Source organism: Ruegeria sp. BE10 (assembly GCF_056538905.1).
In genome coordinates, this window is the sequence record NZ_JBQFTX010000008.1 from 1 (window position 1) to 15340 (window position 15340).

10 protein-coding genes are annotated in these 15340 nt (G+C 57.9%); 9 read left to right on the top strand and 1 reads right to left on the bottom strand.

Annotation, left to right across the window (positions count from 1 at the left end; translation table 11 throughout):
* The 9 genes from ACR0M2_RS16335 to ACR0M2_RS16375 all read left to right on the top strand — a co-directional run.
* The coding region (locus ACR0M2_RS16335) for a hypothetical protein (RefSeq protein ID WP_480706067.1) at positions 1-204 on the top strand (204 nt) is incomplete at its 5' end.
* A gap of 108 nt (positions 205-312) precedes the next feature.
* Positions 313-588, top strand: coding sequence for a hypothetical protein (locus ACR0M2_RS16340; RefSeq protein WP_170351938.1), 276 nt, complete (start codon positions 313-315; stop codon positions 586-588).
* A gap of 350 nt (positions 589-938) precedes the next feature.
* Positions 939-1928, top strand: coding sequence for a BMP family protein (locus ACR0M2_RS16345; RefSeq protein ID WP_170379376.1), 990 nt, complete (start codon positions 939-941; stop codon positions 1926-1928).
* 39 nt (positions 1929-1967) lie between these two features.
* The gene (locus ACR0M2_RS16350) at positions 1968-3485 is read left to right on the top strand and encodes an ABC transporter ATP-binding protein (RefSeq protein ID WP_480706069.1); all 1518 of its coding nucleotides are present in this window, start codon (positions 1968-1970) and stop codon (positions 3483-3485) included.
* Positions 3482-4555 (top strand): ABC transporter permease, encoded by a 1074-nt coding sequence (locus tag ACR0M2_RS16355; RefSeq protein WP_480706071.1) that lies wholly within the window; start codon positions 3482-3484, stop codon positions 4553-4555. The genes ACR0M2_RS16350 and ACR0M2_RS16355 overlap by 4 nt, the downstream gene beginning before the upstream one ends.
* Positions 4555-5496 carry an ABC transporter permease gene (locus tag ACR0M2_RS16360; RefSeq protein WP_170379394.1) on the top strand — a complete coding sequence of 314 codons (942 nt, stop codon included), beginning with the start codon at positions 4555-4557 and terminating at the stop codon, positions 5494-5496. Before ACR0M2_RS16355 ends, ACR0M2_RS16360 begins: the two co-directional genes overlap by 1 nt.
* Before the next feature lie 8 nt (positions 5497-5504).
* On the top strand, positions 5505-6791 hold the full coding sequence (locus tag ACR0M2_RS16365; protein WP_480706073.1) for an amidohydrolase family protein: 1287 nt from the start codon (positions 5505-5507) through the stop codon (positions 6789-6791).
* 196 nt (positions 6792-6987) lie between these two features.
* Positions 6988-10251: an adenylate/guanylate cyclase domain-containing protein gene (locus tag ACR0M2_RS16370; protein ID WP_480706075.1), complete on the top strand. Its 3264-nt coding sequence runs from the start codon at positions 6988-6990 to the stop codon at positions 10249-10251.
* A gap of 16 nt (positions 10252-10267) precedes the next feature.
* Positions 10268-11431: a hypothetical protein gene (locus tag ACR0M2_RS16375; RefSeq protein WP_170399338.1), complete on the top strand. Its 1164-nt coding sequence runs from the start codon at positions 10268-10270 to the stop codon at positions 11429-11431.
* Here ACR0M2_RS16375 and ACR0M2_RS16380 read toward each other — a convergent pair.
* Positions 11428-15018 (bottom strand): flavoprotein, encoded by a 3591-nt coding sequence (locus ACR0M2_RS16380; protein WP_480706077.1) that lies wholly within the window; start codon positions 15016-15018, stop codon positions 11428-11430. The genes ACR0M2_RS16375 and ACR0M2_RS16380 overlap by 4 nt on opposite strands.
* Positions 15019-15340: the final 322 nt, after the last annotated feature.

The window sequence follows — 15340 nt, forward strand, 5'->3', positions numbered from 1 at the left end:
TTCGATCGGCGCCTCACTAACAACTTTCAATACAAACGTCCCGAAACAAACCGCCAAAAAAATATCCACAAAACACCTTGTGGCAATTCTGCAATTGAAGAGTTAACGGCAGTGTGGCCGGGCCGGATAGCGTTGCAGGTCACCCTTGAATTTAAGCAAATGCGTCTGGGGGGCTGCGGGCGCGGATCTGTGGCAAGCCTCTGAAAAAGCAGATTTTATCTGCACGTTTATAGAAATTTTTTCAGCAATGGCATTCTCACCTCCGAACGGGTGTGATAGCGTCCGGCCAAGACTTGTTTTAGGAGATTCATGATGATCAGAGCGACCGTGTTGGTTCTGGCCCTTTCAACCACAAGTGCCTTTGCGCAGGACGCGACCGACGGGACGACCCCGGAGCCTGTCGATCCTACTCGTGTAGCCCCATTGGACGATGCGGCGGCTGCAGCTGCGGCTGAAGGTGTGACTGGTTTTGTACCTCTTGTCGCGCCCGCACTTGGCGTGGCTGCGGCCGCAGTAGGTGTGGCTGCCTCGGGCGGCGGTGGCGGCGGGTCGTCAAACAGCACCACAAGCACAGTGGGCACCAACTGACCCGCTGTTCAAACAAATGAATAGTAGTGCGCCAATACGGCGCGCTGTCACCGGGAAAACCATTGCGGCAGTCTTTAGTTTTTAGATTGGTGTAATGTGCCGTGACACCGGAATTATCCTTTAGATACGTGCTTACAAACTTTTACGCCAGACACACGTAAAACGTGTGTCGTGCCGCTTTGCCCTATGGCACCAAAACATGAGCTTTGGGCCTAAGCGCTTGACCATACCCCAACCTTAGAAACACGGCCGAAACTGTCTGAGATACAGTCATGTTCCCATGGGACATGGATGAAAAAATTGACTGAACAGTAAAAAAATGCTGCCATCCTGCCAGACAGGAGAGTGTTATGACAAAAACAATATTTTCAAGAAGAGTACTGCTGGCCGCTGTGGCGGCTGCCTCAACCCTATTCTCCGCCGGTCTGGCGGCAGCGGAAACCGTCAAGGTCGCGGCGATTTATACCTTGCCGGTGGAACAGCAATGGATCAGCCGCATACACAAGGCCCTAAACACCGCAGCCGAGCGTGGTGACATCGAATACGTGTTCTCGGAAAATGTGGCGAACACAGATTATGAACGTGTGATGCGCGAATATGCCGAACAGGGCGCACAGCTGGTTGTGGGCGAGGTGTTTGGCCTGGAACGCGCCGCGCGCAAGGTGGCGAAGGATTATCCCGACACCGCCTTTTTGATGGGGTCTTCCTTTGGGCCGGTGGCGCCCAATTTCTCGGTCTTCGACAACTGGATTCACGAACCGTCTTACCTGACTGGCATGGTGGCAGGGGCTGCCACGGAATCGAACGTGATCGGCATGGTCGGCGGATATGCCATCCCCGAGGTAAATCGCCTGATGAACGCTTTCATGGATGGTGCGCGTGAAGTGAACCCGGATGTCACATTCCTCGTGACCTTCATCGACAGCTGGTACGATCCGCCCAAGGCCAAGGAAAGCGCCATCGCGATGATGGATGCGGGGGCGGATATCATGTACGCGGAACGCTTTGGTGTCTCGGATGCGGCGGTTGAGCGTGGTGTAAAGGCCGTAGGCAACGTCATCGACACGTCGGGCGACTACCCCGGCACGATCATGGCCTCAGCCCTGTGGCATATGGAGCCGACCATCGACAAGGCCATCGCCAATGTTGCGGGCGGCTCGTTCGAGGCTGCGGATTACGGCCAGTACAGCTTTATGGGTTATGGCGGCGGGTCAATGGTTCTGGATGAAGAGCTAGTTCCGGCCGAGGTTCTTGAGGCGGTGAATGCCCGTCAGGCCGAGATTCTGGACGGTCTGTTCCGGGTGAATGTCAACGATGACCGCCCGGTCTCGGATAACTGATACTGCTCGGGCCGGTTCTGCAACTGGCCCGTGTTTCCAATGACAGACTCCACGGTTCTGCAACTCAACGGGCTGAGCAAACGCTTTGGTCCCGTCGTCGCCAATGACGATGTCAGCCTGATCCTGAACAAGGGCGAGGTTCTGGCATTGCTGGGCGAGAACGGCGCGGGCAAGACCACGCTGATGAATATGTTATTCGGGCATTATTTGCCCGATTCAGGGTCTATCGACGTTGCTGACGAGGCGGGTGTTCTGCAGCCCTTGCCATTGGGTCACCCGCAGGTGGCGCTGGCCGCAGGCGTGGGCATGGTGCATCAGCATTTCACGCTGGCCGAGAATATCTCGGCCCTGGATAATATCACATTGGGCTCAGAACCCCTGCTTGCACTGCGCCGCAACCGGCAGGAGGCGCGGGAAAAGATTCAGGCCATTATAGATCGAAGTGGCCTGACCGCGCCGCTGGGTACGCCCGTGGGACGATTGTCGGTGGGTGAACGGCAGCGGGTGGAAATCCTGAAAGCCCTGTATCGGCAGGCGCGAATTTTGGTACTGGACGAACCCACCGCCGTGCTGACCCCGCAAGAGGCCGACACATTGTTCGAAAACATCCGGATGATGACGGATGAGGGGCTATCGGTCATTTTCATCAGCCACAAGCTGCGCGAGGTTCTGGCCTTTTCTGATCGGATCGCGGTGCTGCGCCACGGACGCAAAGTTGGTGAACTAGCTACATCCGAAGCGGATGAGAAATCTATCGCCCGAATGATGGTCGGGGCGGATACGCCGGAACTTGCCGGGGGCACCATGGCGCCGGGCGTTCCGGTACTCAGCCTGTCCGGCGTGTCAGTCGCTGGCCGGTCCAAGCGCGATACGCTCAGTGCTGTGGACCTAACCGTGCATGCGCACGAAATCCTCGGGATCGCTGGGGTTTCGGGCAACGGACAAAGCGGGTTGGCCAATGTTATCTCGGGTCTCGTTCAGCCAGAACAGGGTCTAATAAAGGTGGATGGAGCTGAAATCGGCACGCTCAACCCCGCGGCGATGATACGGGCGGGCGTGGGTCGTATCCCCGAAGATCGCCACCACGAAGGCATCGTTGGCGCGATGAGCGTGGCTGAAAACATGGTGATCGAGCGATTGGGTGACAGCGACGTGCAATCGCGCGGCCTGCTGCGACGTGAGGCGATCGAAGAGAACGCCGCGCGCCTTGCAAAGGCTTATGACGTGCGTGGGCCGGGTGTCGAAGCCCCGGCGCGGTTGCTGTCGGGTGGCAATATACAAAAGCTTATTCTGGCGCGGGTATTTGATCGGGCACCGCGTTTGATCCTGGCCAATCAACCGACGCGTGGTCTGGACATGGGGGCTGCTGCCGAGGTCGGACGCCGCCTGCTTGAGGCGCGCGCGCGCGGGGCCGGAGTAGTTCTGATCTCAGAGGATCTTGATGAAATTCTGGGTTTGGCCGACCGCATCGTGGTGATCCGCGATGGCGAATTGCACGAGGCCCCCGGCCGCGACCGCGAACAGATCGGGCTGATGATGGCAGGAGAACCGGCATGATCCGCATAGAACCGCGCCAGACTCAGTCTCGAGCCTTTACCCTGGGTGTTCCAATCCTGTCCGCCATAATTGCACTGGGGTTTGCCGCCATTCCATTGCTGGCCGCGGGGGCGAACCCTATTCTGGCGTATCAAGAGATGTTTCGCGGCGTATTTGGTTCTGTTTTCGCATTTTCCGAGGTGCTGACGCGCGCCACGCCACTGATCTTTACCGGTCTGGCCGCCGCTTTGGCGTTCCGCGCCAAGCTGTGGAATATCGGGGCCGAAGGGCAGCTGTATCTGGGTGCGATGGCGGCTGTGGCGGTTGGGTCGGGGGTGCTGGATGTCCATGGTATCTTGTTATTACCGCTGATCGTCGTGCTGGGTGCTGCAGCGGGTGCGGCAGGGATGGTTGCCCCGACCTATCTGAAAATCCGTTTTGGCGCGGATGAGGTGGTGACTACGTTGCTGTTGAATTTCATCATTCTGATCTTTGTGCAGATGATGCTGGAAGGGCCCCTACAGGACCCAATGAGCCTGGGATGGCCCCAATCCGCCCCTATCCTGGATCAGGGTATGTTACCGCCTTTGATCGAGCGGATGCGGGTGCATTCAGGGTTGATTGTGGCTCTGATACTAGCCGGATTGGCGCAATTCATGCTGGCCCGATCGGTTTGGGGATTTTGTTTGCGGGCGGTGGGGGAAAACGCTGCTGCCGCGCGCCATGCCGGGATCAATGTAAACCGCTCGCTGTTTGGCGTGGCCATCTTGTCTGGTGGCCTTGCGGGGCTGGCCGGGGTCAGCGAGGTCGCCGGGCTCAAGGGGTATCTGACCTCGGACCTGTCGCCGGGCTTTGGCTATACCGGCATCGTGGTCGCCATGTTGGCGGGGCTGTCACCTGTGGGCGTAGTGATCGCCGCGTTGTTCATCGCATCCGTGTTCGTAGGGGCTGACAGTATGAGCCGCGCAATGGGCGTGTCGTCTTTTCTGGCCGATCTGGTGGTGTCGGTTTCGTTGCTTTGCGTGTTGGTTGGTGGGTTCTTTGCCCGCTACCGGATCGTTCGGGCCAGCACGTCAGGGGTCACGTCATGATGGATATCCTTAATATCCTGCTCTCCGAAAGCTTCTGGGCCGCGTCCTTGCGCATCGCCACGCCGCTGATCTTTGGCGTATTAGGCGCGCTGATCTGCGAGCGGGCGGGTGTGCTGAACCTCGGGATCGAGGGGATATTTGTCGTCGGAGCGATGTGCGGCTGGATGGCGGTCTGGCTGGGCGCGGGGCTGTGGGGCGGCGTGCTGGTCGCGGCGCTGGCCGGGGCCTTTTTTGGCCTATTGCACGCGATCCTAACGGTGCCTCTGGGTCTGTCGCAACATGTCTCAGGGCTGGGGATCACTCTGTTTGCAACCTCCGTCAGTTATTACTCCTATCGCACCGCATTGCCGAACGTGTCGTCACCGCCGCGGATCGAGCCATTTCAGCCACTGGATTTGCCCGTACTGTCAGATCTACCCTTTTTAGGGACTGTTTTGTTCCAGCAAACCGCACTGACATGGCTGGCTCTGCTCATGGTGGCGGTGGTCTGGTATGTGATGAACCGCACCGCCCTGGGCGTGGCCATTCAGGCGGTTGGAGACAACCCGGACAGTGTCGATGCACAAGGCCTGTCGGTTTACGGGCTGCGGATCGGGGCCATTGTCGCGGGCTCGGCCTTGATGGCTTTGGGCGGGGCTTTCCTCACGATGAGCGCCTTTGATGCCTTCTTCTTCGGCATGGTCAACGGGCGCGGCTGGGTTTGCATCGCGCTGGTAATCTTTGCCAGTTGGCGGCCTGGAAAGGCGCTGTTGGGCGCGTTGTTGTTCGGGGCCTTTGATGCGTTGCAGGTGCGGCTGCAAACCGAGATCGGCGCGCTGGTGCCAGGTCAGGTATTCCTGATGGCCCCTTATATCCTCTCGATCATCGCCCTTGTGGTTGCGGCGCGGTCGGCGGATTATCCGCGTGCATTGCTCACCCCCTGGTTCAAGGGCCAACGATAGGAAACGTCATGTTCGATCTGATCGTCAAGAATGCCACCCTGACCGATGGCCAGACTGGCATTGATATTGCCTGCGCGGATGGCAAGATCGCCGCGATTGAATCCGAGATCACAGCCGAAGCTGGCGAAGTAATCGATGCGGGTGGCCAATTGGTTTCTCCCCCTTTTGTTGATCCGCATTTTCATATGGATGCGACTCTATCGCTAGGTAATCCGCGCATGAATGTCTCGGGCACATTGCTGGAAGGTATCGCGTTGTGGGGAGAGCTGAAGCCGATCCAAACGGTCGAGGACATCGTCGCACGTGCAATGCGGTATTGCGAGCTGGCCGTGGCCAAGGGGATTGGTGCGATCCGCAGCCATGTAGATACCTGCGATGATGAGCTGAAGGGTGTTGAAGCCCTGCTGCAAGTGCGCGAGCAGGTGAAGGACTACCTGGATCTGCAACTGGTTGCCTTTCCGCAGGACGGTGTTCTGCGCGACCCTACCGCGATGCAGAACACGATCCGCGCGCTAGATATGGGTGTGGATGTGGTGGGCGGTATTCCGCATTTCGAACGCACGATGGCGGACGGGGCCGACTCTGTACGTCAGCTTTGCGAAATCGCGGCCCGACGTGGCTTGATGGTCGACATGCATTGTGACGAAAGCGATGACCCGCAAAGCCGCCATATCGAGACGTTGGCCTATGAAACCCAACGATTGGGTCTAAACGGACGGGTGGCGGGGTCGCATCTGACCTCGATGCATTCGATGGACAACTACTATGTATCGAAACTGATCCCTCTGATGGTCGAAGCCGGGGTACATGCAATCCCAAACCCGTTGATCAACATTATGCTTCAGGGCCGCCACGACACGTATCCCAAACGCCGCGGCCAGACCCGCGTACGCGAATTGCGCGATGCAGGGATCACTGTGGGGTTCGGATCGGATTGCATGATGGACCCTTGGTATTCGCTGGGTAAGGCCGACATGTTAGACGTGGCCTTTGTGGGGCTGCATGTGGGACAACTCTCAAGCCGGGCCGATATGGCTTGGTGTTTCGATGCGGTGACCGAAAACTCGGCCCGGATCATGGGGTTGCAGGGCTACGGCGTGGCCAAGGGCTGCGATGCGAATTTCGTGCTGCTGCAGGCCAACGACAAGATCGAGGCGATCCGCCTGCGCGCCCATCGTCTTACCGTGGTGCGCAAAGGCCGGGTTATCGCCCGGTCGAATCCGGTGATCCATGATCTGACCTTGCCCAGCGGGCAGACATCTCTGGATGAGGCACGCGTGCCATTCACAAGCTGAAATCTGATAAGGCCACACGGTGTTACAGGTTTGAACGCGGCAAATCTCGATAAGCTCATCCTGAATCTCTGCGGTCAGATGCTCCTGTTTCGTGCATATGGGCGTACATAAACATTAAATTCGTTAACCATTGCAGACTCAGACGGGTCTGCTGTGCTAGGTCTGTGACTGAAGTTGGGGGCTTCAGAGGGGCGACATGTCTCAGGACCTTAGGGACTGGCTAAGCACACTTGGACTATCTGACTATGCGCAAGCCTTTTTGGATAACAAAATTGATTTCGCAATTTTGCCCGATCTGACGGGCGAAGACCTGATCGAAATCGGAGTGACCGCTGTCGGAGACCGCCGCAGGCTGCTGCGCGCGATTGCTGAGCTTGAGACTGTCGAAACCGTTCAACCCTATGAGCCCGAAACCCCGCTGGAGCCCGCCAGGCGGCAGGTGACAGTCATGTTCGCCGACCTGACCGGCTTTACTCGCCTGACCAGCGAGTTGGACGCCGAGGACATGCATGAACTGCTGAACGCGTTTTTTGCCAAGGTGGATCATGTGGTCGAAAAATTCGGTGGTCGGATCGACAAGCATATCGGGGACGCGGTGATGGCGGTGTTTGGAGCGCCGATATCGCACACCAACGATACCGAGCGGGCCGCCCGGGCGGCGCTGGAAATCCATGCAGTGCTGCCCGCTTTGAACCCGCCTCTGTCGTGTCACATCGGCATCGCGTCGGGTCAGGTGATCGCCAGCACAACCGGCAGTCAGGCCCATACAGAATACACGGTGACGGGCGACGGCGTTAATCTGGCGTCGCGCATCACCGATATGGCGACGCCGGGTGATACTTTGGTGTCCCATGACATTCAGCGCGCGTTAGGGCCGCTTTTTGTCGGCGAGTCGCTGGGTGAAAAGCCGATCAAGGGGCTGAACGAACCGGTCGAACTGTGGCGTCTGGATCGAATGGCGCGCAACATCCGGTCACGTCGGCACCGATTTGTCGGTCGCGAACGCGAGATGTCGCTGTTCTCGGCCACGTTCGATCGCTGCCAGCAGCACGGCAAGGGTGAGGTGCATATCGTTCTGGGTGAGCCGGGCATCGGCAAAACCCATCTGTCCGAACAGGTTGCCGAAATGGCTGCGGGGCTCGGATACTCGATCCACAACGGCGTGGTCATGGATTTCGGCGCGCGTGAGGGGCATTCAGCCATCCAATCCGTTGCTCGCAGCATTCTGGGGCTGCAACCCACAGATGACGCTGCCACCGGTGCTGCAATGGCGCAGGATGCGGTGACCAAGGGCTGGGTGTCGCCGTCTAACGTGGCGCATCTGAACGCGCTTTTGGAACTGGAGCAGGACCCTGGCCTGGCCGAAGTTTATGCTGTGATGGATAACGCCACCCGCCAACGCGGAAGGCGGCAAGTGATCGACGAGCTGATCGCGGCACGCAGTCGTGACGCGCCGATGCTCATCCAGATCGAGGATATCCACTGGGCCGCCCCCGAAATTCTGACCGCCTGCGCCCATATTGCCGCGACCACGCGAGATTTGCCTTGTGTACTGTTGATGACCAGCCGGGTCGAGGGCGATCCGATCAACCGTGAATGGCAAATGGGCACCGAAGGCGCGCTGATCTCGAAGCTGGAACTGGCGCCGATGGGGGATGAGCAGGCCCGACAGTTGGTTCAGGAGTTCACCGGCGTGGACCCCGAACTGCTGGATGCCTGCGTAAAGCGCGCCGGGGGCAACCCGCTGTTTCTGGAACAGCTCTTGCGCAATATCGATGTTCTGAAACGCGAATCCGTGCCGGGCAGCATTCAGGGAATCGTGCAATCGCGGCTGGATGCGCTGGACCGGCGCAGTCGGGCGGCGATTCAAGCGGCCTCGGTGTTGGGTCAGAGGTTCTCGCCCGAGGTGCTGAACTATGTCTTGGGTGAAGGGCATCTGGACACTTCGACCCTGATCCGGTCCGCCCTGATTCGTGAGGCAGGAACCGATCTGATGTTTGCCCACGCGCTGATCCGCGACGGGTCTTATGCGACGCTGGTGAAATCCGAACGCGCGCGGCTGCATCGTCAGGCCGCGAAATGGTTCGAGGATCGCGATGCCACCCTGCGGGCGCAACATCTGGACCGGGCAGGTGCCACCAATGCGGCACAAGCGTATCTGGAAGCTGCCGAGAAATTGATTCAGGCGTTCCAGTTTGATGATGCCAGCCCGCTGATCGAACGGGCCTTGGAATTGCCCGCGCCATCCGGGGTGCGGTTCGATCTGTTTTGCGCGCGCGGTGAAACCCACCGTTTGCAGGGCCTGTCGGATGACGCCTTGCGCGAATTCAAAGAAGCCGCTGATCTGGCTGAAACGGATGAACAGACCGCCCGCGCCCATATTGGGTTGGCGCAGGCCGCACGGCAGGCCAGTTTGTACAAAGACGCCCTGCAAAGCCTAGGTACGGCCGAGATAGCTGCAGAGCGGTGTGGATCGGAACGCGATATTGCCCAGATCAACTATGTCCGTGGCAATGTGTATTTCCCTCTGGGTCGGGTCGAGGACGCCCTGCAAAGCAATGAAAAGGCTCTAACACTGGCCAGAAAGCTGGAATCGGCGCGGCTTGAGGTCGGTGCGCTCAGCGGTTTCGGCGATGCGAATTTCATGAACGCGACCATGCAGACCGCCACGGGGTTCTATACGCAGGCGGTGGAACGGGCACGAGAAAAGGGGTTAGTGCGTGATCTGGCAGCGAACCTGCACAACCTCAGCGTGGCGCGCAGCTATACCGGCGATGTGGCGCAGGGCAAGCTGGATGCACAAGAGGCCATCGAGGTGTCCCAGAAGTATTTTGCCTTTGTGCCGGAATGTGTGGCCCAGACCTGCCTAGGCGTTGCGCATACGTTTTTGGGTGAGCTGGATCGGGCGCTGGAGACCTTCGCAGTTTCGGCCGAAATTGCCAGCCGCGTAGGCGCAAAGCGGCTTGAGGCGCAGGCATTGGAGCATCTGGCCCGCACACAGGTTTACGCCGGGCAGATGGACGATGCTCGGGAAACCGGTCAGCGGGCTGTCGATATTGCGCTCGAACATGGTCGGAATTTCGTGGGGCCCAAGGCGTTGTCGGCGCTAGCCATGGCGGAAACAGACCCTAATAAACAGGATCAGCACCTGAAACTGGGCGCCCAGATCATTGCCGAGGGTTGCGTTGGCCACAGCCACCTGCATTTTTATCCCGATGCCAGCGCCGTCATGCTGGCACGGCAGGAATGGGACCGGGCGACTGAATATGCGGACGCATTGGCAAAATTCACCGCCGAGGAACCCCTGCCAATGGTCGACCTGTCGATACAGCACACCAGGGTTCTGGCCGCGTGCGGGGGTTGGGGCATTCCCATGTCAGCACATGAAGATTTCGAAGCGCTGGGCGCGCGCTTTTCCGAGATGGGCATCACGCAATCTCTGGTCGGGCGGTTGAATTGAGCGGGCGAGGGGCTGAATGAGCATCGAAAAGAAGGTTTGGCTGATTTCCGGTGCCCTGACGCTTGCTCTGGCCGTCGTGCTGTTCAAACTTCTGGTCGCGCTGAACCATTTCGAGGGCGACCCGACGCAATTGCCAGATGAGGCCTCAGTCGATGAGTATCTGCAAAAGCTGGACAATTTGCCCGACTATCGGGTCAAAACCGGCATCTTCATCAAATCCTTCAGCTTTACCGGCGCCAGCGACGTGCGCGTGAGCGGCTACGTCTGGCAACATTTCGAAGACGGCGTTCATGACGCGATCAAGCCAACCGAAAAAGAGATCGGGTTCATCCTGCCCGAGGCCGTCGATGCCGCGAATGGCGTAATCGAAGAGGCCTATAGGATGGATCAGGACGGCGTGACCCTGATTGGCTGGTATTTTGAACAGACCCTGCGGCAGAGCTTTGACTACACCAGCTATCCGTTCGACCATAAAACCGTCTGGGTCCGGTTTTGGCCCGGTGAGTTTGATGTAAATGTGGCTCTAATTCCTGACTTTTCGTCCTATCCCGCCACCGGGCCGGATGATATTTTTGGCATAGATCCTCGCATCGTCATGGGCACGTGGGAGCGTGAGAACACCTATTTCGACTATCGCTTGTCCGATCTGGATACAACGCTGGGAATTGGCGAAAACGAGTTCCAGACCAACCTGCCGGAACTGCATTATAACTTCGTCATCAAGCGCAATTTCGGGAACGCTTTCATTGTCCACATGATTCCGTTGATCGTGGTGACGATGCTGCTGTTCGGTGCGGTAATGACGGTGACCCGCCGCCCCGATTTGGTCGAACGGCATGATTTCAGTACCTCCAGCGTGATCGGCACATGCTCGGTCTTGTTTTTCGTGATCCTGCTGGCCCATGTACAGCTGCGTGAAGGCTTTGCCGGATCGCCGGTGATCTACATGGAGTCGTTCTTTTTCCTGATGTATTTCCTGTTGCTGGCGGTTTCCGTGAACACCTACTTGTTTGCATCCGAGGCTGTGCCGTCCCTGCGGCTTATCCATTACAAGGACAACCTGTACCCAAAGGCCGCGTTCTGGCCTTTTGTCCTTCTGTGCATGGTGGCGATCACGGGCTACAACCTCAGCCTAAAGGCCGGACCCGAGGTTGAGGCCGTGATCGAAACCCACAATTAGGCTGTCGGTTGAAACCCCGGTTTTGGCGTGCCGGTGGCCATATCAAGCGTGTATTCAGCCACAATCCCAGATGTGCCCTGCTCCCATTCATCCAGATACTTGGTGGGGTGTGCGATCACATAGGTATAGGCGGGTTTTTTCACGCCGTTGATCAACACGTTGATCCGTTTGCGGACATAGACATTTTCGGGAGAGTTGGGGCCGTGATAGCCTTCAAGCTTGTCCAGCTCTTTCATCCCGGTGGATGAGACGCGATAGACCTCGCCCCGCACCGCCTTGCCACGGCCTTTCTGGTCGACCAGCGTGGCCATCCGGTGCAAAAACCCACAGTTCGGATTATCGCAGAACGGTTTGTGCGGCACGATCAGGGGCATGCGTTGCCGGGTGATCGCCTCGCCCACAAAATCATCCAGCACCTCGGCATGGGCATCGTGATTGGGAAAGCCTTTCTTCAACGATCCGTAGGTGAAGTAGAGATGGGTCTTTTCACGGTCTTCTATCAGATCGTCTTCGTCCTCATCCTCAAGCTCAGTCAGAGTGTGAGTATTGGCCCAATCGTCCAGCATCGCCTGGATTTCGTCCGAGACTTTGGCGTCTCTGGCGTTTTTGGGATTCTGCAGGAACTGGATGCACGAACTGGCGTCGATCCCATCAGCTGCCAGCAGGATTTTCACCATCTCGACCGAGTTGTTCATTACCGCCACATGCAGGCTGGTAAAGCCGTGGTCATTGCTGGCGTTGACGTTGATGCCACGGTCGATCAGCGCCTGTGCCGCCTCAAGGTCGGGCTTGCCCAGATCCATCCCGCTCTCGTTCATCTCGCCTTCGCCGCCTGCCGCGTAGTGCAACAGGGTGTCGCCGTTGCTGTCATCAACGATATCAATTCCAGCCATACCGTTGTCGATGGCCTGAAATACACGGCCCCATTGCGCGAATTCATCCGAGGCGGCGGCCTCTTGCGCCCATTTGCAGATGTTGTGTTCTTGATCGGCCAGTTCCTCGAAGGCCTCGTCCAGAACCTCCATGATCTGATCCGGAGTCGCCATCATACCGATGCCCATCATGCCGTTAGACAGCCGCCCTTTGCGCGGCCCGACCAGATCAATACCCAGATCGCGCAGTTTTTCGACATTGTTCTGGGTGGTGACGTTGTTCCACATATTGGTGTTGCAAGCGGGGCAGAGGATCACCGGTTTGTTCCGGTATTGCCACGCCACAAAGACCGAGGTCAGCAGGTTGTCGGCAATTCCGTTGGCGATCTTGCCCATTGTGTTGCAGGTCACCGGCGCCACGATCACGCAATCGGCCCAGTCACACAGCGCCAGATGCGAGGCGCGCAGGGGCATTCCAAACTCGATGTAGCGAAAGTTCCACTCGTCATCGTCGCGGTAATAGTCGTTATGGGTGATGCATCGCTCGATCCGTTCGGCACCGAAATCGCGAAAGAACCTCTCGGCCGAGACCGAGGGGATCAGTTTCACGTTGTGCCCGGCTTGTGTGATCCGTTCCACTAGTTCCGGCACCTTGTCGGCTGCCGATGATCCGCAGGCGCACAGCAATACGTTGCGCTTTTCGGTCGGCGCATCGGTCAACCCGCCCTTGGGATAGCCAAAGATGTTCTTGTCCAGGCTGGGGGATTCATGGCGCAGCAGAACCGGTAGACCGGCTTTGTGTACCCGTTCCTGCAACCGACCTTTCAGGATCATATCGACAATGTCCGACCGCCTGCCCAGGCATTCGTTCTGGAAAAACAGGTAAGGCGGTTTTTCCTTACCGGTCAGCACATTCAGTTGCCGCCGGATCTTCATCACATTGGCCCCGTGGCCTTCTATGTCGATCAGCTTGATGCTGGTGATGCCGATATTGGACAGGATACTACGCAGCATATAGGACCACGGGTCCTCATCGGCGTAAAACAGCACAAGCGGGTTGGTCGCGACAATGCGGGCCACGTCGGTGGGGTCTTCTGGGGGGTCGTGTTCCTCGATCACCAGCATCGCTGGGTTTTTCACATCACGCAGGCCGCGGAAGATATGCCCGCGCGGGGCCTGCCACACCTGCGAGGTCGCGGGGCTCATATCCACCACGGTCACCAGATCGGTATCCTCGTCATAGGCGATGCAGAGGCACCAGAATTCCTCAAGCAAGGCCGTTTCACGATAGACGTTCTCGGGCGGACGGATGACTTCAAACCCCAGCACGCGGTTAAAGTCGATGTTGATCATCAGGTGCCGATCATCATCGCTGTTGAGCAAGCGCAAATGATCTTGGAACCATTTCTCGGGTGTTATCTCCTCGGGATTAGGTCGCAAGGCATAACTGTGGAACGTGCTGCCCAGATGCACATCGGGCGATTGGCTCAGGTACCGCTGCGCAAGGCTGTGCATTTCCTTGGCGGTGGACACACGGCTCAAGGCTTCGGTGTAATCGGTTTGCGTGGCAATCAGCAGCTTGTCTTCATCGACCTGCTCATCCCCAAGGATCGCAAGGCTTTCGGCCAGCACCCCCAGCGAGTTCATATTCGGGCTGGCCCGCCGGAACAGGTTGCGGCGTTTCTTGGGGTCTTTGGCCAGATACAACGTGCTGTCCACATAGTTGCAGTCCTGCTGCAGGGTCTGCAGGTTGGTCTTTACCGCCTCACGCGCTGAGAACCGCAGGATGCCCCGTGATCGCATCGAGGTTCCGTCGCGATCCGACATTCCGGCCCACAGCCGGTCGATGGTGGTGACCCACAGCTTGCCGTATTTCTCGGGGTGGACGTCCATCATATGCACCAGCCCGGTGCTGGGATTGCACTTGGCGATGATGGCAAAGTGGCCACCCGGCATGGTCGGTTTGCCATGGGCGACTCCGACCTGAAAATTTGCCACCAGGATGTCGTTATCCCCACCCAGCCGGTTGGATTCGTCGATCGCCTTCAGCAAAATTTCGACCGAGGTCGTGGCCTCGTCCATGAAATAGGCCTGAACCTGCACCTTGTCGCGCAGGCCCTGGGTGTGGATGAAGGTACAGGCGACGTCGTAAAGCTCACCCAGTGAAATACCGTCATTGACCACGAAGGAGGTAGGCAGGGCACATTCGCGAAAGATATCGTTGACCTCGCAACTGAACCCCAGCGCCGACATGCTCAGCGCCGCTGCCGTAACGCTGCAGCAATTGATGGGTTGCTGAAAGTTCTGCAAATGCACGCTGACCAGATCACCGAACAGGGTGTCATAGCAGGCTTCGCGGATGTCCGTCGGAATTTCCAGCCAGTGATTGCTGGACAAATAAGCCAACTTGGTGCCGGGCGTGGCCAAGGCTTCGAGGCTGACGGGAATATCAAAGATCTCAAGATGTTCCTCGTAGAAATAGTCGCCCGCATCGGCCGTTGCCAGAACCGTCTCGTCCTGTCGCAGATGCACCTCGCCCCCCAGCACCACATACATGCCCTGCGATGGCAGGATCGTATCCTCAGCCACCTCGAAACACTCGAAATGCAGTTGGATTACGGTTGGATCATCTGCGGGCAGAACTTCTTGTATCAGCGCCCATTCGGATTCGGTTGGATGATAGGAAATAGTGTTTTCAATCGGGTCTTTAGGCACGTCTGTTCCCCCCTGAACTAAAGCCGTGAATGTCGTCAAAGAACCAGTGCTGCGTCTTGTGGCATGTGTCAGGCGTCTTATGGTCAAACAGAAATAAAGGACCGGCCCGACGGTTAATCTGCACTGGCCGGGCCAACAGAATGCGCACGTTCAGCGCGAACAAATGGGCCCAATTGCGCGTACCGTATCGCATTTGGACACAAAAATCACCGATGTTGTTGATTTGACTATACGAGTTCGGATTGTAGCTTTTGCCGCCCGCTTCCTGTCAGTCATGGCTTTGACATTATGTCGAAATTACCGTCGTAATGACGTAACTTTC